Raw genomic sequence first — 22241 nt, 5'->3', positions numbered from 1 at the left:
TATCGGAAGGGACCTCATGCTGTTGATGGAAGCGCTTGGCTCCGGCCTGCTGGGACTCGCCCTCGCCGGGGCGGCCGTGCGCGCGCTCGGGGAACGGCTGCCCTCTTCCAGAACGGTGCTGGTCAGCGGGGTGGCGGGGGCGCTGTTCGGGGCGTACCTCACCCACATGTCGCTGGGCCCGGGACACAACAGCCTGGCCGCGACGCTGCTGGGCTCGGTGTCGGTGTCCGCGGTGGTGCTGTCGCTGCTGCTGCGACCCACCGGGCATTCGGGCCGCCGCCGCAGTCGGCCTCCGTTTTCGCTCCCGACGCGGAGCTGACCGCCGGACGTACGCACGCCGGCCCCGGGCGGGGTGACCGCTCCGGGGCCGGCGTGTCGTCTCGGCGTGTCGTCTCGGGGCCGGGGCGGCCTCAGGCGGCGAGGCCGAGGGCCGCCATCCGCTTGGTGTGGGCCTTGGTGATCCGGGTGAACATCTCGCCGACGGCCGCGAGGTCGAAGCCGGCCGCCATCCCGTCGACGCCGCCGACCAGCATGGTCGACAGCGCGTCGCGTTCGGCGACCACGCGCTGCGCCTGCGAGAGCGCCTCGCCCATCAGCCGGCGGGCCCACAGCGCGAGCCGGCCCCCGACGCGCGGGTCGGCCTCGATCGCGGCGCGGACCTTCTCGACGGCGAAGCCGCCGTGACCCGTGTCGTCGAGGACGCCGACGACGAGGGCGCGGGTGTCGGTGTCCAGGTGGGTGGCGACCTCGCGGTAGAAGTCGCTGGCGATGGAGTCGCCGACGTACGCCTTGACCAGGCCCTCCAGCCAGTCGGAGGGGGCGGTCTGGCGGTGGAAGTCGTCGACGCCCTTGGCGAAGGGCTCCATCGCGGCGGTCGGCTCGGTGTCGATCGCCGACAGCCGGTCCCGGAGCCGCTCGAAGTGGTGGAACTCCGCCGAGGCCATCTTCGCGAGTTCGGCCTTGTCGGAGAGCGTGGGCGCGAGCTTCGCGTCCTCGGCCAGGCGCTCGAACGCCGCGAGTTCCCCGTACGCGAGCGCGCCGAGGAGGTCCACGACGGCTGCCCGGTACTGCGGTGAGGCCGAGGCGGTCGCCCAGTCCTGGGCGGCGATTCCGGCCGCCTCCGCGGCGGTGCCGTCGTCGGCGGGCGATGCGTTTTCTACGGTCGACATGCTCCGCACAATAGCCCGCCCGAACCCGGGGCGAACCCCCTGGTCAGTCCACCTAAACGCGACCGGCAGGTGAATTCACCCGACACGGCTGCGCGATTCCGGGGTACAGTGGTAATGCGCCTGCCGGAAACTCGGCGGGCCATCCGAATGAGGATGCCCGGTCGGTGGCCCGATCGGCTCCACCCGACCGCCCTCTGTGTGGTGCGTACGTCCATGCGTACCGCCTGCACGAGGGGCCCCCTCAGCGGCAGAAGCGCTTGAGCGAAGGCTAGTGGTCCCGCGCAGCTTTGTACGGCTCGCCCGAACGTGGGTGGGCGTAGTACTGCAAGCCCGGCACGGTACGACCCCCCTCGCCGCCTCGCGCCGCGTCTCACAGAAGAGGCAGCACCCTGACTACGTTCCGTGACCTCGGGATCCTTCCCGAGACCGCCGAAGCCCTTGAGGCCGTCGGCATCGTGTCCCCCTTCCCGATCCAGGAGATGACCCTCCCCGTAGCCCTTTCCGGCTCGGACGTCATCGGCCAGGCCAAGACCGGAACCGGCAAGACGCTCGGTTTCGGCCTTCCGCTGCTGGAGCGGGTCACCGTCCCCGCCGACGTCGAGGCGGGCCGGGCCCGTCCCGACCAGCTGACCGACGCGCCGCAGGCCCTCGTGGTCGTCCCGACCCGCGAACTGTGCACGCAGGTCACCAACGACCTGCTGACCGCGGGCAAGGTCCGCAACGTCCGCGTCCTCGCCATATACGGCGGCCGCGCGTACGAGCCGCAGGTGGAGGCCCTCAAGAAGGGCGTCGACATCATCGTCGGCACCCCGGGCCGGCTCCTCGACCTGGCGGGTCAGCGCAAGCTGGACCTGTCCCACGTGCGGGCGCTCGTCCTGGACGAGGCCGACGAGATGCTCGACCTGGGCTTCCTGCCCGATGTCGAAAAGATCATCAACTACCTGCCGCCGAAGCGTCAGACGATGCTGTTCTCGGCGACCATGCCGGGCGCGGTCATCGGCCTGGCCCGCCGGTACATGACGCAGCCGACGCACATCCGCGCCACCTCCCCCGAGGGCGAGGGCGTGACCGTCGCCAACATCAAGCAGCACGTCTTCCGTGCGCACAACATGGACAAGCCGGAGCTCGTCTCCCGCATCCTCCAGGCCGAGGGCCGTGGCCTGGCCATGATCTTCTGCCGTACGAAGCGCACGGCGGCCGACATCGCCGAGCAGTTGGAGAAGCGCGGCTTCGCCTCCGGCGCCGTCCACGGCGACCTGGGCCAGGGTGCGCGCGAGCAGGCGCTGCGGGCGTTCCGCAACGGAAAGGTCGACGTGCTGGTGTGCACCGACGTGGCCGCGCGCGGCATCGACGTCGAGGGTGTGACCCACGTCATCAACTACCAGGCGCCGGAAGACGAGAAGACCTTCCTGCACCGCGTGGGCCGTACCGGTCGCGCGGGCAACAAGGGCATCGCCGTCACCCTGGTCGACTGGGACGACATCCCGCGCTGGCAGCTGATCAACAAGGCGCTGGAGCTGGACTTCCACGACCCGGTCGAGACGTACTCCACGTCGCCGCACCTGTTCGAGGAGCTGAACATCCCGGCCGGGACCAAGGGCGTACTGCCGCGTGCCGAGCGCACGCGGGAGGGCCTGAAGGCCGAGCAGCTGGAGGACCTGGGCGAGACCGGCGGCCGCGGTGGCCGTGGCGGTCGCGGCCCGGCCGCCGCCACCGCGCCGGCCGAGGAGCGTCCGGCGCGTACGCGGACCCCGCGTCAGCGCCGCCGTACCCGCGGTGGCAGCGACCTGGGCGCCGAGGCGCCGGCCACGGTCACCACTGCGGCCCCCGCCGCCGAGGCGCCCGCCGCGGTGACCCCGGTCGCCGAGGCCCCCGCCGCCGATGAGCCGCGCAGGCCGCGTCGGCGCCGGACCCGTGCGGCCGTGCCGTCGGTAACCGCCGCCGCCGTGACCCCGGTCGCCGAGGCGCCGGTCGTCGAGGCACCGGTCGCCGCCCCGGAGCCGGACTTCCAGATGGCCCCGGCCGTGGAGCCCGTCCGGGCGCCGCGCCGCCCGGTCCGCCGGGTCGCGGCGCCGTCCGCCGCGGAGCCGGACTTCCAGATGGCCCCGCCGGTGGAGCCGGCCCCGGCCCGCCGCACCCGGACCCGCAAGGCCGTGGCGCCGGTGGTCGAGGCCGTCGCCGAAGCCGCCGTGGTCACCGCCCCGGCCGCGGTCGCGGAGGAGGCTCCGGCCAAGCCGAAGCGCACCCGGACCCGCAAGGTCGCCGAGGCCGCGCCCGTGGCGACCGAGGCCGCCCCGGTGGCCGAGGAGGCACCGGAGAAGCCGAAGCGGACCCGCACCCGCAAGGTCGCGGAGGCCGCCCCGGTGGCCGCCGACGCCGCGCCCGTCGCCGACGGGGAAGCCCCCGTCAAGCCGAAGCGGACCCGCACCCGTAAGGCCGTCGCCGCCGCGGAGGCGCCCGTCGCCGCCGCGGAGGAGGCACCCGCCAAGCCGAAGCGCACCCGGACCCGCAAGGCCGCCGCGCAGGCGCCGGAGGCGTAACCCGCCCGGACGTCCGCGCCTCGAACGGCCCCGTTCCCCTCTTCGGAGGAGGCCGGGGCCGTTCGCGTACCGGAGCCCGCACCACGGGCTACGGGCCGGTAACCTCGGGGCCATGAGCAAGCCGCCCCGTCTGACCCTGCCGTCCGTCGCCCGCGCGTACCGTCTCGGGACCGCGCGCGGGGAGTTCGCCGTGCACGAGGCGGGCGAGCCGTTGCGCGGCACGGCCCTGCTGGTGCCCGGCTTCACGGGCAGCAAAGAGGACTTCATCGGCCTGCTGGAGCCGCTGGCCGCCGCCGGCTACCGGGTGGTCGCGGTCGACGGGCGCGGCCAGTACGAGAGCGCCGGTCCGCGCGACGAGTCCGCGTACACCTGCGAGGAGCTGGCCCGGGACCTGCTGGCCCAGGCGCGGGCGCTGGACGCCGGGCCGGTGCACCTGGTCGGCCACTCCCTGGGCGGTCTGATCTCCCGTGCGGCCGTGCTGCGCGACGCCGCGCCGTTCGCCTCCCTCACCTTGATGAGCAGCGGTCCCGCCGCGATCACCGAGGACCAGCAGGCCCGTACGAAGCTGCTCATCGCGGCGCTGGAGGCGCTCCGGGACGACATGCCGGCGGTGTGGGCCGCGATGCGCGCCCAGGACCCGGCGGACGCCGTGCCGGACTCGCCGGCGCTGGCCGGCTTCCTGCGCGAGCGGTGGTTGGCCACGGTGCCGGAGCAGCTGATCGGCACGGGGCGGGTACTGATCTCGGAGCCGGACCGGGTGGCGGAGCTGGCGGACGTACCGTTGCGCAAGCTGGTGCTGTCCGGGGTGGTCGACTACGCCTGGCCGGTGCCGCTGATGGACGACATGGCACGGCGCTTGAATGCGGCGCGAGTCGTCGTCGAAGGCGCCGAACACTCCCCGAACGCGGAGAACCCGCAGGTCACGGCGGGTGCGCTCGCCGCCTTCTGGGACCCGTCGGCGAGCCCGACCACGGCGAGTCGTTAGCGAAGGAAAAAATTTCCTTAGCGTAGGGAATGTTTGCGGCTTACACTTCGTTATGCCAGTGCAAGTGAAACACTGACGAAGGGAGAAGCCCGTGCGCTTCGAGATTCTGCGCCTGGACGATGTCGACGGAAGCGCCGTGGACAGCACCGTCGTGGACGCGGCCTCCGTCAACCGGATCGTGCAGCACGCCGCATCGGTCGGCCAGCGCATTCTGATCCGACCGGCCGAGACCGCGTCCAACTGATCAGCTTTCCGCGATAGACGACGAGACGAACGAGACGACGAGACGCGAAATGCCCCGCACCGGACCGGTGCGGGGCATTCGCATGTGCGGGGTCGGGCGCAAGGGCCCGCCGAGCACGGCGCACGGCGCGCGCGGCGCCTCAGGCGTTGTGCACGACCTGGAGCACTCCGTTGATGATCTGCTGGACGGCGATCGCGGACAGCATCATGCCGGCGAGGCGCGTCACCAGGACGACCCCGCCGTCCTTGATCACCCGGATGATCACCAGGGAGTAGCGCATGGTGATCCACAGCACGACGTGCATCGCGATGATCGCCGACCAGACGGAGACCTGGCCGCCGAAGCCGTCGGCCTTCTGCACCGCCAGGATGACGGACACGATCGCGCCCGGACCCGCCAGCAGGGGCATGCCGAGGGGCACGAGCGCGACGTTCACGTCCTTGGTCTGCTTGGGCTCGTCCGTCTTGCCGGTGAGCAGGTCCAGGGCGATCAGCAGCAGGAGCAGACCGCCCGCGATCATCAGCGCCGGGACGGACACGTGCAGGTAGTCGAGGATCTGCTGGCCGCAGACCCCGAAGACGGCGATGACACCGAAGGCCACGCAGACGGCCTGCCAGGCCATGCGGCGCTGCACCTTGGTGGCGCGGCCCGAGGTCAGGGCGAGGAAGATCGGCGTGATCCCCGGGGGGTCCATAATCACAAAAAGCGTGAGAAATAGGGATCCGAAGACGGCGAAATCAAACACAGAGATGCCTTGCAGGAGAGAGGGGTGTAGCGAAAGGGGGCGGGGACGGGCGAGGGCTCAGCCCTCGTGGCGCCGTCCACCGGCGCCGGGGACGGGGAAGGCCCCGGTGGCGCGGCGCGTGATCTCGCCGTAGATCTCGGGGTCGGTCGTGTACTCCCCGAGGCGGCAGGTCTTGCGGCTGCCGTGGTAGTCGCTGGACCCGGTCGTCAGCAGGCCGAGTTCGTCCGCCAGGGCGCGCAGTCGGGCGCGCGTCGCGGTGTCGTGGTCCATGTGGTCGACCTCGATGCCGTCCAGGCCGGCCGTCGCCAGTTCGGCGATGACGCTCTCGGGCACGCACCGGCCGCGCTTGAGGGCGGCGGGGTGGGCGAAGACGGTGACTCCGCCGGCCGCCTTCACCAGGCGGATGGCCTCGAACGGGTCGAACTCGTGCTTCTCGGCGTAGGCCCGGCCGCCGTCGGCGAGCCAGTCGGGCGTGAACGCGTCGGAGACGGTGGGCACGACGCCGAGTTCGACGAGGGCGGCGGCGATGTGCGGGCGGCCCACGGACCCGGCACCGGCGATCCGGGCGACCTGCTCCCAGGTGATGTCCACACCGAGGGCCCGCAGCTTGCCGATCATGGCCTGGGCGCGGGGGGTGCGGTCGTCGCGGACCAACTCCCGCTCGGCGTGCAGCTCGGGCTCCTCGGGGTCGAAGAGGTAGGCGAGCATGTGCATCCCGATCCCGTCGAGCCGGCAGCTCAGCTCCGCTCCGGTGACCAGGGTGAGCCCCTGCGGCAGCGCCGCGACGGCCTCGGCGTACCCGCCGACGGTGTCGTGGTCGGTCAGCGCGACGACGTCCAGCCCGGCGGCGGCCGCGTTGCGGACCAGCTCGGCGGGGGTGTCGGTGCCGTCGGAAGCGGTGGAGTGGGCGTGCAGGTCGATGCGCACTGCCGAGCTCCAGCTTCTACGGTCGGACAAAGGGGGACGCTCCAGGATACCCGCGCCGCGACCCCGACCGGGCACGGCCGGTGTCCCGCCCTTCCGGCCCGCCGTCTTCCGTCCTCGGCGGCGTCCGAGGACCGGTCGCACGGCGCGTCGCCGTGAACCGCGCCGACGCCGGATTCCGCCCGGCGGGTGCGACGAACCGAGTCCTGGCCGTCTCCCCCGGGGGCCCCAGCGCACCCGCCCGGCGCCGCCGGGTGGCCGGGGCGGCGCTCCGCCGCAGCAGCCCGAAGCCCGGGAAGCCCCGGCCGGCGCCACGACGGACGGAGTCCGGCGCAGCGGCCCGAAGCCCGGGAAGCCCCCCGGGCCGAGCGGTGCGAGGGGCGCGTCAAGCGGACAGAATGCGCGGGCTCAGCGCGCCGCAGGGGACCAGTTCCACCTCGGCGCCCGCCTCGCGCAGGTCGGTCAGGACGAGTTCGTCGTACATCAGCAGCCCCGTCTGCTCGGGCCAGACCACGGCCCACAGCCACAGCCCGCGCGCCTCGCCGGCGAACACGGCCCGGTCGTCCGGGGCTCCCTTGACGTGCCACAGCGGCGTCGGCCGGCCCGCCGCGACGACCTTGGCGTGCGGCGGCGCCGACACGTCCATGAACGGGCCGGGGTCGGGTGCGTCGATCCCCGCGTACCGCGCGCCGAGGCCGACACCGAGCTCCTCCGCGACGAGCACCAGCTCCCCCATGCCGCCCAGCGGCCCGGGGCCCGAGCAGGCGACGGCGGTGGCGCGCCCCCCGCTGCGGTCGTCGCCGGCGGCGGCGACGCCGGTGAACAGCCACCCCACCGGCAGGGGCCACGGCATCCACACCGGTACGTGTGCCCGGTGCACTATGACGCCCAAGCCCTCGACACTGGGCGGGATCACAGGCTGTAGGGGATGGACGGCGCCGTGCACCGCGCACTGCCAGGAGTCGGCGAAAAGACCGGGCGCTCGGACCCGGCCACCGCACTTCGGGCAACTCGGTTCGCCCCTCATAAGAAGCACGCTCCTCCCCGCCCGGCGCCCCGTCAAGGCACGCTCACCCGTCCGGATGCCATCCGTACCCGCGACGACGGGGGCTCAGTCCGGTCTCTCGGTCCGGTGCCCCGGCCCGATCCTCGGTCCGCTCCATCAGTCCAGTGCGACGGCCGTACGCAGAGGGTCCCGCAGATCCGTGCCGCGCGCGAGCCAGCGCTCCTGGAGGGCGGCCGCCCCGTGCACCCGCTTCCAGGCGGCCTCGTTCGCCGTCATCGGCAGCAGCGGGAGGAACCGCACCGGCTCCAACGGCTCGTCGAGGTCGAGGTCCTCCACCAGCCCGCCCGACTCGGCGACCAGCACGGAGCTGAACGGCGCCCCCTCCCACAGGGGTTCGCCCACGTCCAGCGAGGCCCCGGGTGCCACGACCAGTCCCTCGACCATCGGGGACGCGGCCAGCACCGCGAGCGGGCGGAGCACCTTGTCGGTGGGCGCGAGCCCCGCCCGTACGGTCAGCACCAGCTCGGCGCGCGGCCCGCGCAACGGGTCGGCGACCACGGCGGTGGGGTCGGTCATGGGGTGGGCGGACATGCCGAGGGTCGCGTACCGCACGAGGTCGCCCTCGGCGAAACGGAGTACCTCGATGCGGTCGGTGCCGAGGAAGGTGACGGCTGCGCGGGCGTCGGGTTCGCCGAACGCGGTGCGCAGCCGGGCCTCCACAAGGGCGAGAATTTCTGCCATGGAGCGAGCATAGAACTCGTATCCGGCGGGTAAAGGCGCGGTCCTGACCATGCGTCGGCTGCTAGTGTTGAAAGCTGGTCGGGGCCGCACGCAGACGCGTTGTTCCAAGGGTCCGGGCGACAGGACGTCCTCCACGGGGGACCGGCCGGAGGAGGTGGGGCTGCGATGGATCGAAGTCGATCGTGCAGTACCAATCGCTCTTCCACTTCCATGCCGGGCGTTCCGCGCCCCCTGTGATCTTTCCCGGCTGCCCTTCGGGCCGCCGGAAGGTCGGTAGAAGAGCGACGGCAGAACGTTGTCCTCTCCGTCCTGTTTCCCTCCGTATGCCCTGGGCCGAGTCGCCCGTGCGCAGCCGCGGAGGGCCTCCCACCCGTACGGCCCGCAGCCGTGCGCGCGAAGGAGCCTGCCATGTCGATGCTGCCCTACCTCCGTGCCGCCGTCCGTCCGGCCCTGCGCCGGTCCACTCCCGCGCAGCCCGGCTACGACGCCACCCGCGACCCGTCCGCCGTCAGCGCGGTGGTGGATTGCGCCGTGTACCGCGACGGCCGACGCGATCAGCGGGCCGGGGCGGGGTGTCTGACGCCCCGTGAGGCGATGCGCCGGGTCCGCGAGGACGGCGGCTTCGCCTGGATCGGCCTGCACGAGCCCACGGAGGCCGAGTTCGCCGGGATCGCCGCCACCTTCGGCCTGCACCCGCTCGCCGTGGAGGACGCGGTGCACGCGCACCAGCGGCCCAAGCTGGAGCGCTACGACGACACCCTGTTCACCGTCTTCAAGACGATCCACTACGTCGAGCACACCGAACTGACGTCCACCAGCGAGGTCGTGGAGACGGGTGAGGTCATGTGCTTCACCGGCCCGGACTTCGTCATCACCGTCCGGCACGGCGGCCAGGGCTCCCTCAAGGGGCTGCGGCACCGCCTCCAGGACGACTCGGAACTGCTGGCCCGGGGTCCTTCGGCGGTGCTGCACTCGCTCGCCGACCACGTCGTCGACGGCTACATCGCGGTCGCGGCGGCCGTACAGGACGACATCGACGAGGTGGAGAGCGCGGTCTTCGCCGCGCCCGCCAAGGGCGGCGGCCGCGGCGGTGACGCGGGTCGCATCTACCAGCTCAAGCGCGAGGTGCTGGAGTTCAAGCGGGCGGTGACCCCGCTGCTGCGGCCGATGGAACTGCTCAGCGAGCGCCCGATGCGGCTGGTGGACCCCGACATCCAGAAGTACTTCCGCGACGTCGCCGACCACCTGGCGCGGGTGCACGAGCAGGTCGTCGGCTTCGACGAGCTGCTGAACTCGATCCTCCAGGCCAGCCTGGCGCAGGCGTCGGTCGCGCAGAACGAGGACATGCGCAAGATCACCTCCTGGGCGGCGATCATCGCGGTGCCGACGATGATCTGCGGCGTGTACGGGATGAACTTCGAGCACATGCCGGAGCTGCACTGGCGCTACGGCTATCCGTTGGTGATGGCCACCATCGCCGGGGCCTGCCTCACCATCCACCGCGCCCTGCGCCGCAACGGCTGGCTGTGACCGTTCCCCCGCCACGGCCGGCCGTGGCCGGCCCCGGCGGCCTGGCTACCCTGTGCGCATGACTCTCAGCGCACTCGACCTGGCCCTCGTCGAGGAGGCCACCAAGAAGTCCGGGCTCATCTGGGTCCGCGGCTCCGGGGCCGACCGGGCCCTGTGGCACGCCTGGGTGGACAGCGCGGCGCACGTGGTGGGCGACGGTCCCGGCGAGCAGCCGTTCCCGGGGCTCGTGGACGGCGCGAGCGCCGAGGTGACCGTGCGCAGCAAGGACAAGGGCGGCCGGCTGGTCGCCTGGACGGCCACCGTACGGGAGCTCCCGCCGCGCGGCGAGGCGTGGCAGGCCGCGGTCGCGGAGCTCAAGGGCAAGCGACTGAACGCGCCCGACGCCGAGCTGATGACGGAGCGGTGGGCGCGCGAGTGCCGGCTGCTGCGCCTGGAGCCGACGGCGGTACGGGACTCCCTGCCCGGCGGGTCGCTGGCCGCGGCCCCGCTGCCGAGCCCGGCGATCACGCGCCGGGAGATCCCGGCGGGGCTGCCGAAGCTGCTGCTCAAGCGGAAGAAGGCGGCCCGCTAGCGGGGACGGGGGCCGGCCCCTGCTGGTCCGGCCCGGTCGCGCCGGGGTCAGCCGTCGGTGGGGTCGGAGCCCTGGCCGGAGCTTTTGCCCGGGCCTGGGGTGGCGCCGCTCGCGTCCTTGGTGGTGGGCAACTGGGCCCCGTAGTCCACCGTCTGGTCCTCCGCGGGCGCGGTCAGGGGGAAGTTCTGGCCCCAGTCGCCGAGTTGCACCCGCCCGGCGCCGCCCGCGCGTTCCATGAGGAGCGGGTACGGGGTGCCCTCCAGGGACACCGAGAGCCGGCCGCCCTTGCCGCCGTTCGCGAGGACCGGCACCACGCGCCCGTGCCCGACCTTGCCGTAGGCGGCCTTGGTGAGCTTGCCGTCGAGGCCGAGCAGCCCGTCCAGCAGGACGTGCATGTCGGTGAAGCCGCGGAACTGCTTGTAGGTGGGGTCGCTCTGGGGCACCTTCACGAACTTGTCGCCGAGCTTCCCGGCCGAGTCCGACTTGCCCCAGAAGGCGGCGTTCGCCTTCAGGTACAACTGTTCGCCGATGCGCAGCACCTGGAAGGTGTCCTGCTGGGACTTGACCTCGCCGGAGCCGCCGTCGCCCCCCAGCCGCATGTCGAGCGTGAAGGTCTTGCCGCCGGTGACCACCGACCCGGACAGGTGCACCGAGGAGGCCGCCGTGGCCGCCGCCTTGGCCTTCGCCTCGATCTGGTCCGCGGGCAGCTTGCCGACGCCGTTGGTGCCCTTGTCGGGGTCCTCGCCGCCGCCGCAGCCCGTGACGGTGACGGTGAGGCCCGCGCACAGCACGCCGATGAAGGCGGCCCGGCGCAGGCGAGCGGCGGGGAAGTAGGCGGTCACGTGCGGGTGCCTCCCGGTCGGTCCTCTGGGGCAGCAGGCAGCGTACCCGCCCGCTCCGCGCGGCCCGCGACCGGTGCGCCGGCCGCCCGGCCGGCCCCGTACGGACGCCGTGCGACGGCCCCACCAGGACGCCTTCCCGGCCCACGGGCTAGCCTGAGGCTCGGCAGGACTGTTGATCGACGGTCGGTACACGTTCTAGGAGGCGCTCGGATGGCTGCTGGCGCCCCGCGGATCTTCGTCTCGCATCTGTCGGGTGTGCCCGTCTTCGACCCCAACGGCGACCAGGTGGGCCGGGTGCGCGACCTCGTCGCCATGCTGCGCGTCGGCGGCCGGCCGCCGCGACTGCTGGGCCTGGTGGTCGAGGTGGTCAGCCGGCGGCGGATCTTCCTGCCGATGACCCGGGTGACGGGCGTGGAGTCCGGGCAGGTCATCACCACCGGCGTCGTCAACATGCGGCGCTTCGAGCAGCGCCCTACCGAGCGGCTGATCCTCGGCGAGCTGCTGGACCGGCGCGTGAAGCTGGTGTCGACCGGCGAGGAGGTCACCGTCCTGGACGTGGCCATCCAGCAGTTGCCGGCCCGCCGGGACTGGGAGATCGACCGGATCTTCGTCCGCAAGGGCAAGGGCGGCGCGCTGCGCCGGCGCGGCGAGACCCTGACCGTGGAGTGGTCGGCGGTGACCGGGTTCTCGCTGGAGGAGGAGGGCCAGGGCGCCGAGAACCTGGTGGCCACCTTCGAGCAGATGCGCCCGGCGGACGTGGCGAACGTACTGCACCACCTGACGCCGAAGCGGCGCGCCGAGGTGGCCAGCGCCCTCGACGACGACCGGCTGGCCGACGTCATGGAGGAGCTGCCCGAGGACGAGCAGGTGGAGATCCTCGGCAAGCTCAAGGAGGAGCGGGCGGCCGACGTCCTGGAGGCGATGGACCCGGACGACGCGGCCGACCTGCTGTCCGAGCTTCCGGAGGACGACAAGGAGCGGCTGCTGACGCTCATGAAGCCGGACGACGCGGCCGACGTACGCCGTCTGCTGTCGTACGAGGAGCGCACGGCGGGCGGCCTGATGACCACCGAGCCGATCGTGCTGCGCCCGGACGCGACGGTCGCGGACGCGCTGGCCAGGGTCCGCCAGTCGGACCTGTCCCCGGCGCTGGCGGCGCAGGTGTACGTGTGCCGGCCGCCGGACGAGACACCGACGGGCAAGTACCTGGGGACGGTGCACTTCCAGCGGCTGCTGCGCGATCCGCCGTTCACGCTGGTCAGCTCGATCGTGGACACGGACCTGCCGCCGCTGCGGCCGGACGCCTCGCTGCCGGTGGTGACGAGCTACCTGGCCGCGTACAACATGGTCGCGGTGCCGGTCGTCGACGAGAGCGGCTCGCTGCTGGGCGCGGTGACCGTCGACGACGTGCTCGACCACCTGCTGCCGGACGACTGGCGGGAGACGGACTTCCATTCCGAGGAGGCCGTGCGTGGCCACTGAGCGGGGGCGCGGGCGCTCGGAGCGCGGCGACGGGCCGCGCGGCGAGGCGGCGCGCGAACGGCGCCGGGAGCGGCGCGAGCAGACGCGGGACAGCCTCTCCGAGCGGCTGGAGGCGGCGGAGCGGCTGCGGCAGGAGCGGATGGAACGTTCCGCCGAGCGGGCCAAGGCGGGCGCGCCCTCCGGGGCGAGCGCGCTGACGCGTTCGCGCGTCCGGCTGGACCAGCCGCGGCCGGCGCGCCGGCGGCTGCTGCCCGAGTACGACCCGGAGGCGTTCGGCCGGCTCTCGGAGCGGGTCGCGCGGTTCCTGGGCACGGGCCGGTTCATCGTCTGGATGACGATCGTCATCATCGCCTGGGTGCTGTGGAACGTCTTCGCGCCGGACCACCTGCGCTTCGACCAGTACCCCTTCATCTTCCTGACCCTGATGCTGTCCCTTCAGGCCTCGTACGCGGCCCCGCTGATCCTGCTCGCGCAGAACCGGCAGGACGACCGGGACCGGGTCAATCTGGAGCAGGACCGCAAGCAGAACGAGCGCTCCATCGCCGACACGGAGTACCTGACCCGGGAGATCGCCTCGTTGCGGATGGGCCTGGGCGAGGTCGCGACGCGCGACTGGATCCGCTCGGAGTTCCAGGACCTGATCAAGGAGATGGACGAGCGGCGGCTGCTCGCGCCCGAACGTGACGAAGGCGACCGCTGACGGGCTTACCGGGGGCGTGCTACCGAGCCGTACCATCGGGTCATGGCTACCGACACAAGCTCCGCCGCCGTGCCCGGGCAGGACGCGATCCTGGACGCGCTGGCGACGGTGAACGACCCCGAGATCCACAAGCCGATCACCGACCTCGGCATGGTCAAATCGGTGGAGATCGGCGACGGCGGCGCGGTCGCGGTCACGGTCTACCTGACGGTGTCGGGCTGCCCCATGCGGGAGACCATCACCAAGAACGTCACCGAGGCCGTGGAGCGCGTCGCGGGCGTCACCTCCGTCGCCGTCACCCTCGACGTGATGAGCGACGAGCAGCGCAAGGACCTCGCGGCCACCCTGCGCGGCGGCACCGCCGAGCGCGAGGTGCCCTTCGCCAAGCCGGGCTCGCTGACGCGTGTGTACGCGGTCGCGTCCGGCAAGGGCGGCGTGGGCAAGTCCTCCGTCACGGTCAACCTGGCGGCGGCGATGGCCGCGGACGGCCTCAAGGTCGGCGTCGTGGACGCGGACATCTACGGCCACAGCGTGCCGCGCATGCTCGGCGTGGACGGCCGGCCCACCCAGGTCGAGAACATGATCATGCCGCCGTCGGCGCACGGCGTGAAGGTCATCTCCATCGGCATGTTCACCCCGGGCAACGCGCCGGTCGTCTGGCGCGGTCCGATGCTGCACCGGGCGCTCCAGCAGTTCCTGGCGGACGTCTTCTGGGGCGACCTGGACGTGCTGCTGCTGGACCTGCCGCCGGGCACGGGTGACATCGCGATCTCGGTCGCGCAGCTCGTGCCGAACGCCGAGATCCTGGTGGTGACCACGCCGCAGCAGGCCGCTGCCGAGGTCGCCGAGCGGGCCGGCTCGATCGCCGTGCAGACCCACCAGAAGATCGTCGGGGTCGTCGAGAACATGTCCGGCCTGCCCTGCCCGCACTGCGACGAGATGGTCGACGTGTTCGGCTCGGGCGGTGGCCAGAAGGTGGCCGACGGCCTGACCAAGACGGTCGGCGCGAGCGTGCCGGTGCTGGGCTCGATCCCGATCGACGTGCGGCTGCGCGAGGGCGGCGACGACGGCAAGCCCGTCGTGCTGTCCGACCCGGACTCCCCGGCGGGCGCGGCGCTGCGCGCGATCGCCGGCAAGCTGGGCGGGCGCGCCCGCGGTCTGTCGGGCATGTCGCTGGGGATCACGCCGCGCAACAAGTTCTGAGCCCGGATACGGCGAAGGGCACCGCGGGCTTCCCGCGGTGCCCTTTCGTCGTTCCGGTCGGCCGTTCGGCGTCGCTACGCGTACGCGCCGAGGTCGGCGATGGCCGAGAAGCCGAGACCGTACGCGCTCATCCCGCGCCCGTACGCGCCCAGGTGCACGCCCGCCCGGGTGGAGCCGGCGAGCACCCAGCCGAACTCCGACTCGCGGTAGTGGAAGGTCGTCGGCTCCCCGTCGACCGGCAGCGAGAGCGTCGACCAGTCGGCGCCTTCGAGGTCGTCGGCGAGTTCCCAGGCGGCCTCGGTCTGCTGGTCGAGCCAGTCGTTGCGCAGGGTGTGGTCCATCTGGCCGGGCCAGCTGTAGGCGAGCAGGCCCGAGCCGGCCAGCCAGGCGGCGGAGGCGACCGAGGTGGCCTCCAGGACGCCCGTGCCGTCGCCGCTGCGGCGCAGCGGGTTGCTGGCCACGGTGATGACCACCGCGAAGCGTTCCTTCTCGCCGGTGGCGATCTCGCCGCGGGCGGAGGGCTCGTCGCCGTGCCCGGTCGCGCCATGCTCGACGGTGCCGTCGGCGGCGGTGCCCACCTGCATGAGCCAGCGGGGGCCGGTGAAGGCCCCGTCCAGCCCGTACCAGGGGAAGTCGGCCCGCAGGTAGCCGTCGATCGCCCGGCGGGCCGTCGGGGCGGGCGCGGCGCTCTCCTGGGTCTGCGGCGGTGCGGGGGGCCGCTCGGGCTCCGGGGTCGGCTGTGGTGCGGCGTCGGGGGCCTCGGCGGTGGCTTCCGCGGGCTGTGCCCCTACCCGGCTGCTGGTCGTCTCCATCTGGGCGCCTCTCGTTCCGTGGGGTCCGGAACGGCCCTCCCCTCGCTGCGCGGGGGGATCCCATCCTCGGGTGCCCTGCGTCCGGACAGATGGAGAGGATAGCCATCCGGTCCCGGATCGCCGGGCAGGCAGTGGCCTAGGTGGCGTCGGCGTCGAACGGTGTGCGCTGTTCGGGGGCGGCGGTGGCGGGCTTCTTCACCAGGTCCGGACCGGTGCCGACGGCGGGCGTGGCGGCGGGGCCGGCCACGGCCGGGCCGGGGCGCGTCTCCCTGCCGTTGACGGCGTCGGTGACCTCGTTCAGCTCCTTGCGGAGGTCGAAGCTGCCCCGGATCTCCCTGAGGTCCTCGTTCTCCGCCAGGTGCTTGCGGATGAACGTCTTGGGGTTGAGGTCCTCGAACTCGAAGTCCTTGAACTCGGGGCCCAGTTCCGAGCGGATGTCCTGCTTCGCGCTGTCCGAGAACGACCGGATCTTGCGGATGACCCCGCTGACGTCCTGGATCACCTTCGGCAGCTTGTCGGGGCCGAAGATGAGGATGGCGAGCACCACGATCGTGACCAGTTCGAGTGCGCCTATGTCGTTGAACACCTTGCCGCTCCTCGGCTCTCTCCACGTTCGGCCTGCACCACGGTACCCGGCCTCGCGTCCGGGGCCCTACGTCAGGAGGCCCCCGATCCCGCTTTCGGCCCCGCGCGCCCCGGCCCGGGCGTCCCGGACCGCCCCGGGTTCATGATCCGCCGGCCGAGCCGAGGACCACTTCCAGCGTGCGCTCCCGGCCCTCGCGCAGCACCGTGAGGGTCAGCGCGTCGCCGGGGCGGTGGGATCGGATCTTGATGATCAGCTCGTCGCCGCCGTGGACGCGCTGTCCGTCCACCTTCGTGATCACGTCGCCCGCCGTGATCCCGGCGCGGGCGCCCGGCCCGCCGGCGAGGACCGACGGCTTGCCGTCCTGGCCCTTGGCGCCGACCCGTGCTCCGTCGCCGGTGTACTGCATGTCGAGGGTGACGCCGATGACCGGATGGGTGGCGTGGCCGGTGCGGATCAGTTCTTCGGCGACCCGCTTGCCCTGGTTCACGGGGATGGCGAAGCCGAGGCCGATGCTGCCGCTCTGGCGGGTGCCCTCGTCTCCGTCCTGGGCCTTGTCGGCGCCCCGGATCGCGCTGTTGATGCCGATCACCCGGGCCCGGGAGTCCAGGAGCGGGCCACCGGAGTTGCCCGGGTTGATGGGGGCGTCGGTCTGGAGGGCGTCGACGTAGCTGACGTCGCTGCCGTCGCCCTTGTCGCCGCCCGCGGTGATGGGGCGGCCGGTGGCGCTGATGATGCCGGCGGTGACGGTGTTGGAGAGGTCGAACGGCGCGCCGATGGCGACCACCGGGTCGCCGACCCGTACGTTCTCGGAGTTCCCGAGGGCCAGCGGGCGCAGCCCCCGCACCCCGTTGACCTTGACCACGGCGAGGTCGTAGCCGCCGTCGCGGCCCACCACATCGGCGGCGACGCTCTCACCGGTACTGAACGTGACCGTTATGTCCTTGGCGTCGGCGACGACGTGGTTGTTGGTGAGGATGTGGCCCTCGCCGTCGAGGACGAAGCCGGTGCCGGTGCTGCCGCCGCTGCCGCTGCTGACATGCAGGGTGACGACGCCGGGCAGGGCGGTGGCGGCGATCCCGGCCACGCTGTCGGGGGCACGGTCCTTGTGGTCGACGGCGGCCTGCGGGAGCTGGAGGCGGGTGCTGCTGCGGCGTTCGGTGAGGACGCCGAGGTATCCGCCGATGCCCCCGGCGAGCAGGGCGATGACGACGCCGACGGCCACGAGCTGCCACATGCGCGGCCCACGGCGGGGCTCCGCGCCCGCGTCGACGACCTGCAACGGGGCGGCGGCCCAGGGGTCGTAGCCGGGCGCCGGGGCCGGTTGTTCGGTGTGCTGATCGTCGGACATGCGCTCCCCCGCGGCTGGCGGACTTCCACAGCTGTCGCACCGCCGGGCGGCGCCTCTGGCGCCGATTCAATCAGGTCCGCGCGCGTCCGGTGGTCCCGCCCGTGCCCGCGCGGGACCACCGGGACGCGCGGGGCCACCGGACGCGCGGTCAGTGCGCCAGGGACACGGCGGGGCGGGCCGAGACCGGCGCGGAGGGCCCCGGCGCCCCGCGGGGCGCGAAGGTGGGCAGCACCCCGGGGCTCGGGAGCCGGTCGCGGACCACCGCGTCGGTCAGGGGTACGTACGGTCCCGGCCGCGCGGCGGGAGCGTCACCCCGCGAGGCACCCGGCTCCACGGAGTCCAACGGCAGGGCGCCGCCCAGGGCGAGCGCGGCGAGCGAGACCGCACCGGCCGCGACGAACGCGAACCGGCGTCTGGGGCGGCCCGGCTCGTGGGCCCGGCCGACCTCGTGGATACGGAGGGCTTCGCGCGGCGCGGCCGGTGCCACGTACCCGAAGGTCGCCGTCGGGGCGCCGCCGCCCGGCGATCCGGAGGACGGGCTGCCCGGATCACCGCCCGGCAGGCCCTGCAGACGGGCGAGCAGCCCGGCGGACAGCGGCGGCGGAGCGCTCTCCACGAACAGCGTCTTGAGCCGGCGCTGGGCGTCGGCTTCGGCCTTGCACTTGGGGCAGGTCGCCAGATGGGCGAGCACCCGCTCCCGGGCGTCGTGGCTCAGCTCCCCGTCGACCAGGGCGGCGAGGCGGTCGCCCAGGTGCTGTTCGGCGGGGGACGGTCGGGGTCCGGTCACTCGGTTCCGCCCTCTCCCCCGGCGCCGGGGGCGCCCACCGCCGCACCCGCCAGCGCGCGCTGCTCCGCGCGGGCCTCGGGAGAGCGGTGCTTGAGCGCCCTGCGCAGGTGTGAACGGCCCCGGTGGATGCGGCTGCGCACGGTGCCGAGCTTGACACCGAGCGTGGCGGCGATCTCCTCGTAGGACAGGCCCTCGATGTCGCAGAGGACGACGGCGGCACGGAACTCGGGCGCGAGGGTGTCCAGCGCCTGCTGCACGTCCGCGTCGAAGTGGGTGTCGTGGAGCACCTGTTGGGGGGACGGCTCGCGACTGGGCAGCCGTTCGGCGGCGTCGTCGCCCAGCGCGTCGAACCGGATCCGCTGCTTGCGGCGGACCATGTCCAGGAAGAGGTTGGTGGTGATCCGGTGCAGCCAGCCCTCGAACGTACCGGGCGTGTAGGTGGACAGCGAGCGGAAGACGCGGACGAAGACTTCCTGCGTGAGGTCTTCGGCGTCGTGCTGGTTGCCCGTCAGACGGTAGGCAAGGCGGTACACCCGCGCGCTGTGCGTGCTGACGATCTCCTCCCAGGAGGGAGGCGTCCACGCCTGCGAACCCGCGTCGGCGGCAAAGGTCGCGGTGGTTGCGGTGTCGGCGGTGTGGAAGCGGTCAGCAGTCTCGGTCACGGATTTCGGCTCACCTGCCGACCAGAAGAGGCGTCGGAACACGCCTCCACGATCCGTAGGCGCAGCCGCACCTCCCCTGTCGGCTCTGGTGGTGTCCAGTGGAGCCCCTACCATAGCCACCCCTCCCGTCAGCTCCGGATAAGCATTTTTGCAGTAACTTTGCACGAGTCTTATGGGTCCGCGGCCCCCGGATTGCCGATCTGCCCTCCGCCGTCCCCTCTATCCCGCATCCGAACCGCGTCCACCCCTTCCAACGCCCGGTCCCATCTGCGGGTTCCCGACGTCAACGGATACAGTCACCGTTGCGCCAACTATGGGGACAGGAGAGGGTCATTAGCGGCAACCGGCAGACGAGCTGGGCGTTCGCCGACGCGTTTGTCGCCGAGGACGACGCTCTGCGATGGGCCCGCGACCGGTCCAGGGAAGCGGGGCTGCGCTCCGTCTCCCCGGGCACGGGGGCCGCGCTGCGCCTGCTGGCCGCCACCGCGGACGCCAAGGCGGTCGCCGAGATCGGCACCGGGACCGGCGTCTCCGGCATCCACCTCCTGTACGGGATGCGCCCGGACGGGGTACTGACCACCGTCGACCCCGAGCCGGACCGCCAGGCGTTCGCCCGTCAGGCCTTCCGCGCCGCCGGCTTCGCGGGCAACCGGGCCCGGTTCATCCCCGGCCGCGCCCTGGACGTGCTGCCGCGGCTCGCCGACGGCGGCTACGACCTCGTCTTCTGCGACGGGGACCCCACCGAGTCCCTCGACTACCTCGCCGAATCGTTGCGGCTGCTGCGTCCGGGGGGCCTGGTGTGCTTCGAGGGGGTCTTCTCCGACGGTCGTACCGTCGACTCCGCCGCCCAGCCGGTGGAGGTCCTCCGGGTCCGCGAGCTGCTGCGCAGCGTGCGCGAGAGCCCGGCCCTGGAGGCCGCGCTGCTCCCCGTGGGTGACGGCCTGCTGTGCGCGGTCCGCCGCTGAGACCCGCACCCGTCGGTAGGTACGACACCGCCCCGGTCGCGCGGGGCGGCCGGGGCGGTGCGGAGTTTCTTAGGCGAAGTGCCTGTCAGCGTCCTCGGGGGATCAGCCGACGACCTTCTTCAGGGCGTCACCCAGGGCGTCCGCCTCGTCCGGCGTCAGCTCGACGACAAGTCGACCGCCGCCCTCGAGCGGTACGCGCATGACGATGCCTCGCCCCTCCTTGGTGACCTCGAGCGGGCCGTCGCCCGTCCGCGGCTTCATGGCCGCCATGCTCGTTCCCCTTCCTGAAACCAGCTCATCGTCGCCGACGGCCCCATTCAGGCGCCTAGTACCCGGCATCGAACACATTGCTTCCCAGCCATTATCCCGCATGTCAGGACCCGATGACCAACATCGGCGGGGAACGCTTGTGCAACGCGCTTGACCAAAACCACTCATTTCGGGGATCCGCCTGCGATACTTCGCCGCTGCGCCCGGCGCGAGGCCTCTTCTTTCTTTGACGCACATCACATGCCCGGCGGCCGCCCGGTCCGCCATGCTGGCCCTTGCACCGGCCGGTACCGGCCGGTAGCCAAGCCCGCGACGAAGGGGGACCCCCGACATGGCCGACAGCGTGCTCTACGAAGTGACCGACGGACTCGCCACCATCACGATCAACCGGCCCGACGCGATGAACGCCATGAACACGGAGGCCAAGGTCGCCCTGCGCGACGCCGTGCGGGCCGCCGCGGGCGACACGGAGGTACGCGCGGTCCTGCTCACGGCGGCCGGCGGCCGGGCCTTCTGCGTGGGCCAGGACCTCAAGGAGCACATCGGCAACCTCGCGGCCGACCGCGAGAGCGGCTCCTCGCTGACGATGAGCACGGTCGCGGACCACTACAACCCCATCGTGCGGGCGCTGACGGAGATGCCGAAGCCGGTCGTGGCGGGCGTGAACGGGGTCGCCGCGGGGGCCGGCTTCGGCTTCGCGCTCGCGGCGGACTTCCGGGTCGTGGCCGACACGGCCTCCTTCAACACCTCCTTCGCCGGGGTGGCGCTGACCGCCGACTCGGGCGTCTCCTGGACCCTCCCGCGGCTGATCGGCGCCTCGCGCGCGAGCGACCTGCTGCTGTTCCCGCGCTCGGTCACGGCGCGGGAGGCGTACGAGCTCGGCATCGCGAACCGTGTCGTCCCGGCGGACGCGCTGGCCGCCGAGGCCGCGTCGGTGGCCCGTACCCTCGCGTCGGGCCCGACAGTCGCCTACGCGGCGATCAAGGAGTCACTCGCCTACGGGGCGTCCCACTCGCTGGCGGAGGCCCTGGCCCACGAGGACGTCCTCCAGACCCGCGCCGGCGCCTCGGCGGACCACGGCATCGCGGTCGAGGCGTTCCTCGCGAAGCAGCCCCCGAAGTACCTGGGCCGCTGAGCGGCCCACGCGCGGGGGCGGCCGGCGCGGCCGCCCCCCGGGCCGGTTCAGCCGGGCGGGATCAGCCGGGCGCGCACGGCCGGGCGTCAGTCCCGGTGGCGGAAGCCGCAGGCCGCGAGGTGGTCGTCGACCAGGCCGCACGCCTGCATCAGGGCATAGGCCGTCGTCGGTCCGACGAAGCGGATGCCTGCCTTCTTGAGCGCCTTGGCGAGCGCCGTGGACCGCTCCGTCACCGCCGGGACGTCCGCGAGGGTCCGCGGGGCCTTGCCCGGGTCGGGGGCGTACGACCAGATCAGCGCGTCCAGCTCACCCGGCTCCCACCCCGCGAGCACCTTCGCGTTCGCCAATGTCGCCTCGATCTTCAGCCGGTTGCGGATGATGCCCGGGTCCAGCATCAGCCGCTCCGCGTCGCTCGCGTCGAACCGCGCGACCGCCTCGATCGCGAAGTCCGCGAACGCCTTGCGGAAGCCCTCGCGCCGCCGCAGGATCGTGATCCACGACAGCCCGGACTGGAACGCCTCCAGGCACAGCCGCTCGTACAGGGCGTCGTCCCCGTGGACCGGGCGGCCCCACTCCGTGTCGTGGTAGGCGATGTACTCCGGCGCCGAGAGCGCCCACGGGCAGCGCAGGATGCCGTCCGGTCCGGCCGTCGCCGGGGCGCCGCTCACCGGTCCTCTTTGGTGAGGTCGACGCGGGCGTGGGCGGCCGCGGCGGTCAGTTCCGCGATGCGCGCGTCCCGCTCGGCCAGCTCGGCCGCCAACCGGTCCAGTACGTCGTCCACCTCGGCCATCCGGTAGCCGCGCGGCGCGACGGGCAGCCGCAGGGCGTCGATGTCCGCCCGGACCACCGGCCGGGTCTCGGGCAGCGCGTCGGCCACCCGGTCCGGCTCCGCCTCGGGCAGCACGGCCTCCGAACCTCCGCCGACCACCGCGAGGGTGACCGCGGCCACGACCACGACCAGCGCGATCAGCAAGAACCAGAACACGATCAACTC

At 72.9% G+C, this 22241-nt stretch carries 24 protein-coding genes and 1 pseudogene; 11 read left to right on the top strand and 14 right to left on the bottom strand.

The genetic code is table 11. The features are described from left to right. Positions 1–16: 16 nt before the first annotated feature. The gene (locus ACFVXJ_RS27905; RefSeq protein ID WP_389665805.1) at positions 17–319 is read left to right on the top strand and encodes a hypothetical protein; all 303 of its coding nucleotides are present in this window, start codon (positions 17–19) and stop codon (positions 317–319) included. Positions 320–410: 91 nt separating this feature from the next. On the opposite strand, the gene ACFVXJ_RS27900 is transcribed toward ACFVXJ_RS27905, so the two are convergent. After that, a complete protein-coding gene (locus tag ACFVXJ_RS27900; protein ID WP_389665803.1) occupies positions 411–1169 on the bottom strand; it encodes a ferritin-like fold-containing protein in 759 nt (252 codons plus the stop codon). Between the two features lie 479 nt (positions 1170–1648). Between ACFVXJ_RS27900 and ACFVXJ_RS27895 the strand changes: the two genes are divergently transcribed. The 3 genes from ACFVXJ_RS27895 to ACFVXJ_RS27885 all read left to right on the top strand — a co-directional run bounded on the left by ACFVXJ_RS27895 (position 1649) and on the right by ACFVXJ_RS27885 (position 4938). Then, positions 1649–3709, top strand: a complete 2061-nt coding sequence (locus ACFVXJ_RS27895) for a DEAD/DEAH box helicase (RefSeq protein ID WP_389665801.1) — start codon at positions 1649–1651, stop codon at positions 3707–3709. A 112-nt stretch (positions 3710–3821) separates the two neighbouring features. Next, entirely contained in the window at positions 3822–4694 is an 873-nt protein-coding gene (locus tag ACFVXJ_RS27890; RefSeq protein ID WP_389665800.1) for an alpha/beta fold hydrolase, read from the top strand. Positions 4695–4785: 91 nt separating this feature from the next. Next, on the top strand, positions 4786–4938 hold the full coding sequence (locus ACFVXJ_RS27885; RefSeq protein WP_389665798.1) for a hypothetical protein: 153 nt from the start codon (positions 4786–4788) through the stop codon (positions 4936–4938). A 139-nt stretch (positions 4939–5077) separates the two neighbouring features. On the opposite strand, the gene ACFVXJ_RS27880 is transcribed toward ACFVXJ_RS27885, so the two are convergent. The 4 genes from ACFVXJ_RS27880 to ACFVXJ_RS27865 form a co-directional block, all read right to left on the bottom strand. Beyond that, the gene (locus ACFVXJ_RS27880) at positions 5078–5683 is read right to left on the bottom strand and encodes a MarC family protein (protein ID WP_389665797.1); all 606 of its coding nucleotides are present in this window, start codon (positions 5681–5683) and stop codon (positions 5078–5080) included. Positions 5684–5740: 57 nt separating this feature from the next. Further along, the gene (locus tag ACFVXJ_RS27875) at positions 5741–6610 is read right to left on the bottom strand and encodes a PHP domain-containing protein (protein WP_389665795.1); all 870 of its coding nucleotides are present in this window, start codon (positions 6608–6610) and stop codon (positions 5741–5743) included. Positions 6611–6992: 382 nt separating this feature from the next. Further along, positions 6993–7634, bottom strand: a complete 642-nt coding sequence (locus tag ACFVXJ_RS27870; protein WP_389665794.1) for a DUF6758 family protein — start codon at positions 7632–7634, stop codon at positions 6993–6995. 135 nt (positions 7635–7769) lie between these two features. Further along, positions 7770–8354 carry a suppressor of fused domain protein gene (locus ACFVXJ_RS27865; protein WP_389665792.1) on the bottom strand — a complete coding sequence of 195 codons (585 nt, stop codon included), beginning with the start codon at positions 8352–8354 and terminating at the stop codon, positions 7770–7772. Positions 8355–8762: 408 nt separating this feature from the next. Between ACFVXJ_RS27865 and ACFVXJ_RS27860 the strand changes: the two genes are divergently transcribed. Together ACFVXJ_RS27860 and ACFVXJ_RS27855 are read left to right on the top strand one after the other, a co-directional pair. Continuing rightward, on the top strand, positions 8763–9884 hold the full coding sequence (locus ACFVXJ_RS27860; protein ID WP_389665790.1) for a magnesium and cobalt transport protein CorA: 1122 nt from the start codon (positions 8763–8765) through the stop codon (positions 9882–9884). Between the two features lie 58 nt (positions 9885–9942). Then, positions 9943–10455 (top strand): hypothetical protein, encoded by a 513-nt coding sequence (locus tag ACFVXJ_RS27855; RefSeq protein WP_389665788.1) that lies wholly within the window; start codon positions 9943–9945, stop codon positions 10453–10455. A 47-nt stretch (positions 10456–10502) separates the two neighbouring features. Here the strand turns inward: ACFVXJ_RS27855 and ACFVXJ_RS27850 are convergent, their stop codons facing one another. After that, positions 10503–11297 carry a hypothetical protein gene (locus ACFVXJ_RS27850; RefSeq protein ID WP_389665786.1) on the bottom strand — a complete coding sequence of 265 codons (795 nt, stop codon included), beginning with the start codon at positions 11295–11297 and terminating at the stop codon, positions 10503–10505. A gap of 210 nt (positions 11298–11507) precedes the next feature. Between ACFVXJ_RS27850 and ACFVXJ_RS27845 the strand changes: the two genes are divergently transcribed. The 3 genes from ACFVXJ_RS27845 to ACFVXJ_RS27835 all read left to right on the top strand — a co-directional run bounded on the left by ACFVXJ_RS27845 (position 11508) and on the right by ACFVXJ_RS27835 (position 14682). Then, positions 11508–12779: a magnesium transporter MgtE N-terminal domain-containing protein gene (locus ACFVXJ_RS27845; protein ID WP_389665784.1), complete on the top strand. Its 1272-nt coding sequence runs from the start codon at positions 11508–11510 to the stop codon at positions 12777–12779. A gap of 139 nt (positions 12780–12918) precedes the next feature. Continuing rightward, positions 12919–13479, top strand: a complete 561-nt coding sequence (locus ACFVXJ_RS27840) for a DUF1003 domain-containing protein (RefSeq protein ID WP_389665892.1) — start codon at positions 12919–12921, stop codon at positions 13477–13479. A gap of 87 nt (positions 13480–13566) precedes the next feature. After that, positions 13567–14682 carry an Mrp/NBP35 family ATP-binding protein gene (locus ACFVXJ_RS27835; RefSeq protein ID WP_190183625.1) on the top strand — a complete coding sequence of 372 codons (1116 nt, stop codon included), beginning with the start codon at positions 13567–13569 and terminating at the stop codon, positions 14680–14682. A 74-nt stretch (positions 14683–14756) separates the two neighbouring features. On the opposite strand, the gene ACFVXJ_RS27830 is transcribed toward ACFVXJ_RS27835, so the two are convergent. From ACFVXJ_RS27830 to sigE, 5 genes are all read right to left on the bottom strand, one after another. Next, positions 14757–15494, bottom strand: coding sequence for a hypothetical protein (locus ACFVXJ_RS27830; RefSeq protein WP_389665783.1), 738 nt, complete (start codon positions 15492–15494; stop codon positions 14757–14759). A 136-nt stretch (positions 15495–15630) separates the two neighbouring features. Next, positions 15631–16080 (bottom strand): sec-independent translocase, encoded by a 450-nt coding sequence (locus ACFVXJ_RS27825; RefSeq protein WP_389665781.1) that lies wholly within the window; start codon positions 16078–16080, stop codon positions 15631–15633. A 139-nt stretch (positions 16081–16219) separates the two neighbouring features. Continuing rightward, on the bottom strand, positions 16220–17428 hold the full coding sequence (locus tag ACFVXJ_RS27820) for a S1C family serine protease (RefSeq protein ID WP_389665780.1): 1209 nt from the start codon (positions 17426–17428) through the stop codon (positions 16220–16222). A 148-nt stretch (positions 17429–17576) separates the two neighbouring features. Then, complete coding sequence (locus ACFVXJ_RS27815; RefSeq protein ID WP_389665778.1) at positions 17577–18215, bottom strand: anti-sigma factor family protein; 639 nt, start codon at positions 18213–18215, stop codon at positions 17577–17579. Next, positions 18212–18991: an RNA polymerase sigma factor SigE gene (sigE, locus tag ACFVXJ_RS27810; protein WP_389665777.1), complete on the bottom strand. Its 780-nt coding sequence runs from the start codon at positions 18989–18991 to the stop codon at positions 18212–18214. Before sigE ends, ACFVXJ_RS27815 begins: the two co-directional genes overlap by 4 nt. Before the next feature lie 188 nt (positions 18992–19179). Here sigE and ACFVXJ_RS27805 point away from each other — a divergent pair, with 188 nt between their 5' ends. Then, positions 19180–19842 (top strand): class I SAM-dependent methyltransferase, encoded by a 663-nt coding sequence (locus ACFVXJ_RS27805; protein WP_329198019.1) that lies wholly within the window; start codon positions 19180–19182, stop codon positions 19840–19842. 102 nt (positions 19843–19944) lie between these two features. Here ACFVXJ_RS27805 and ACFVXJ_RS27800 read toward each other — a convergent pair whose 3' ends face one another. After that, positions 19945–20112 (bottom strand): DUF3117 domain-containing protein, encoded by a 168-nt coding sequence (locus tag ACFVXJ_RS27800; protein ID WP_003966491.1) that lies wholly within the window; start codon positions 20110–20112, stop codon positions 19945–19947. Positions 20113–20443: 331 nt separating this feature from the next. On the opposite strand from ACFVXJ_RS27800, the gene ACFVXJ_RS27795 reads away from it, so the two are divergent. Then, positions 20444–21247, top strand: coding sequence for an enoyl-CoA hydratase/isomerase family protein (locus tag ACFVXJ_RS27795; RefSeq protein ID WP_389665775.1), 804 nt, complete (start codon positions 20444–20446; stop codon positions 21245–21247). An 86-nt stretch (positions 21248–21333) separates the two neighbouring features. On the opposite strand, the gene ACFVXJ_RS27790 is transcribed toward ACFVXJ_RS27795, so the two are convergent. Together ACFVXJ_RS27790 and ACFVXJ_RS27785 are read right to left on the bottom strand one after the other, a co-directional pair. Continuing rightward, entirely contained in the window at positions 21334–21915 is a 582-nt protein-coding gene (locus ACFVXJ_RS27790) for a DNA-3-methyladenine glycosylase I (protein ID WP_389665773.1), read from the bottom strand. A 32-nt stretch (positions 21916–21947) separates the two neighbouring features. Beyond that, positions 21948–22238 (bottom strand): annotated as a pseudogene (locus ACFVXJ_RS27785) (DivIVA domain-containing protein); the annotation flags it as partial. Between the last annotated feature and the right edge of the window lie 3 nt (positions 22239–22241).

Origin of the sequence: Streptomyces sp. NPDC058279 (genome assembly GCF_042881255.1) — a bacterium.
Classification (GTDB): Bacteria; Actinomycetota; Actinomycetes; order Streptomycetales; family Streptomycetaceae; genus Streptomyces.
Note: the sequence above shows the minus strand (reverse complement) of the source record. Positions and strands in the feature narration are given on the sequence as shown.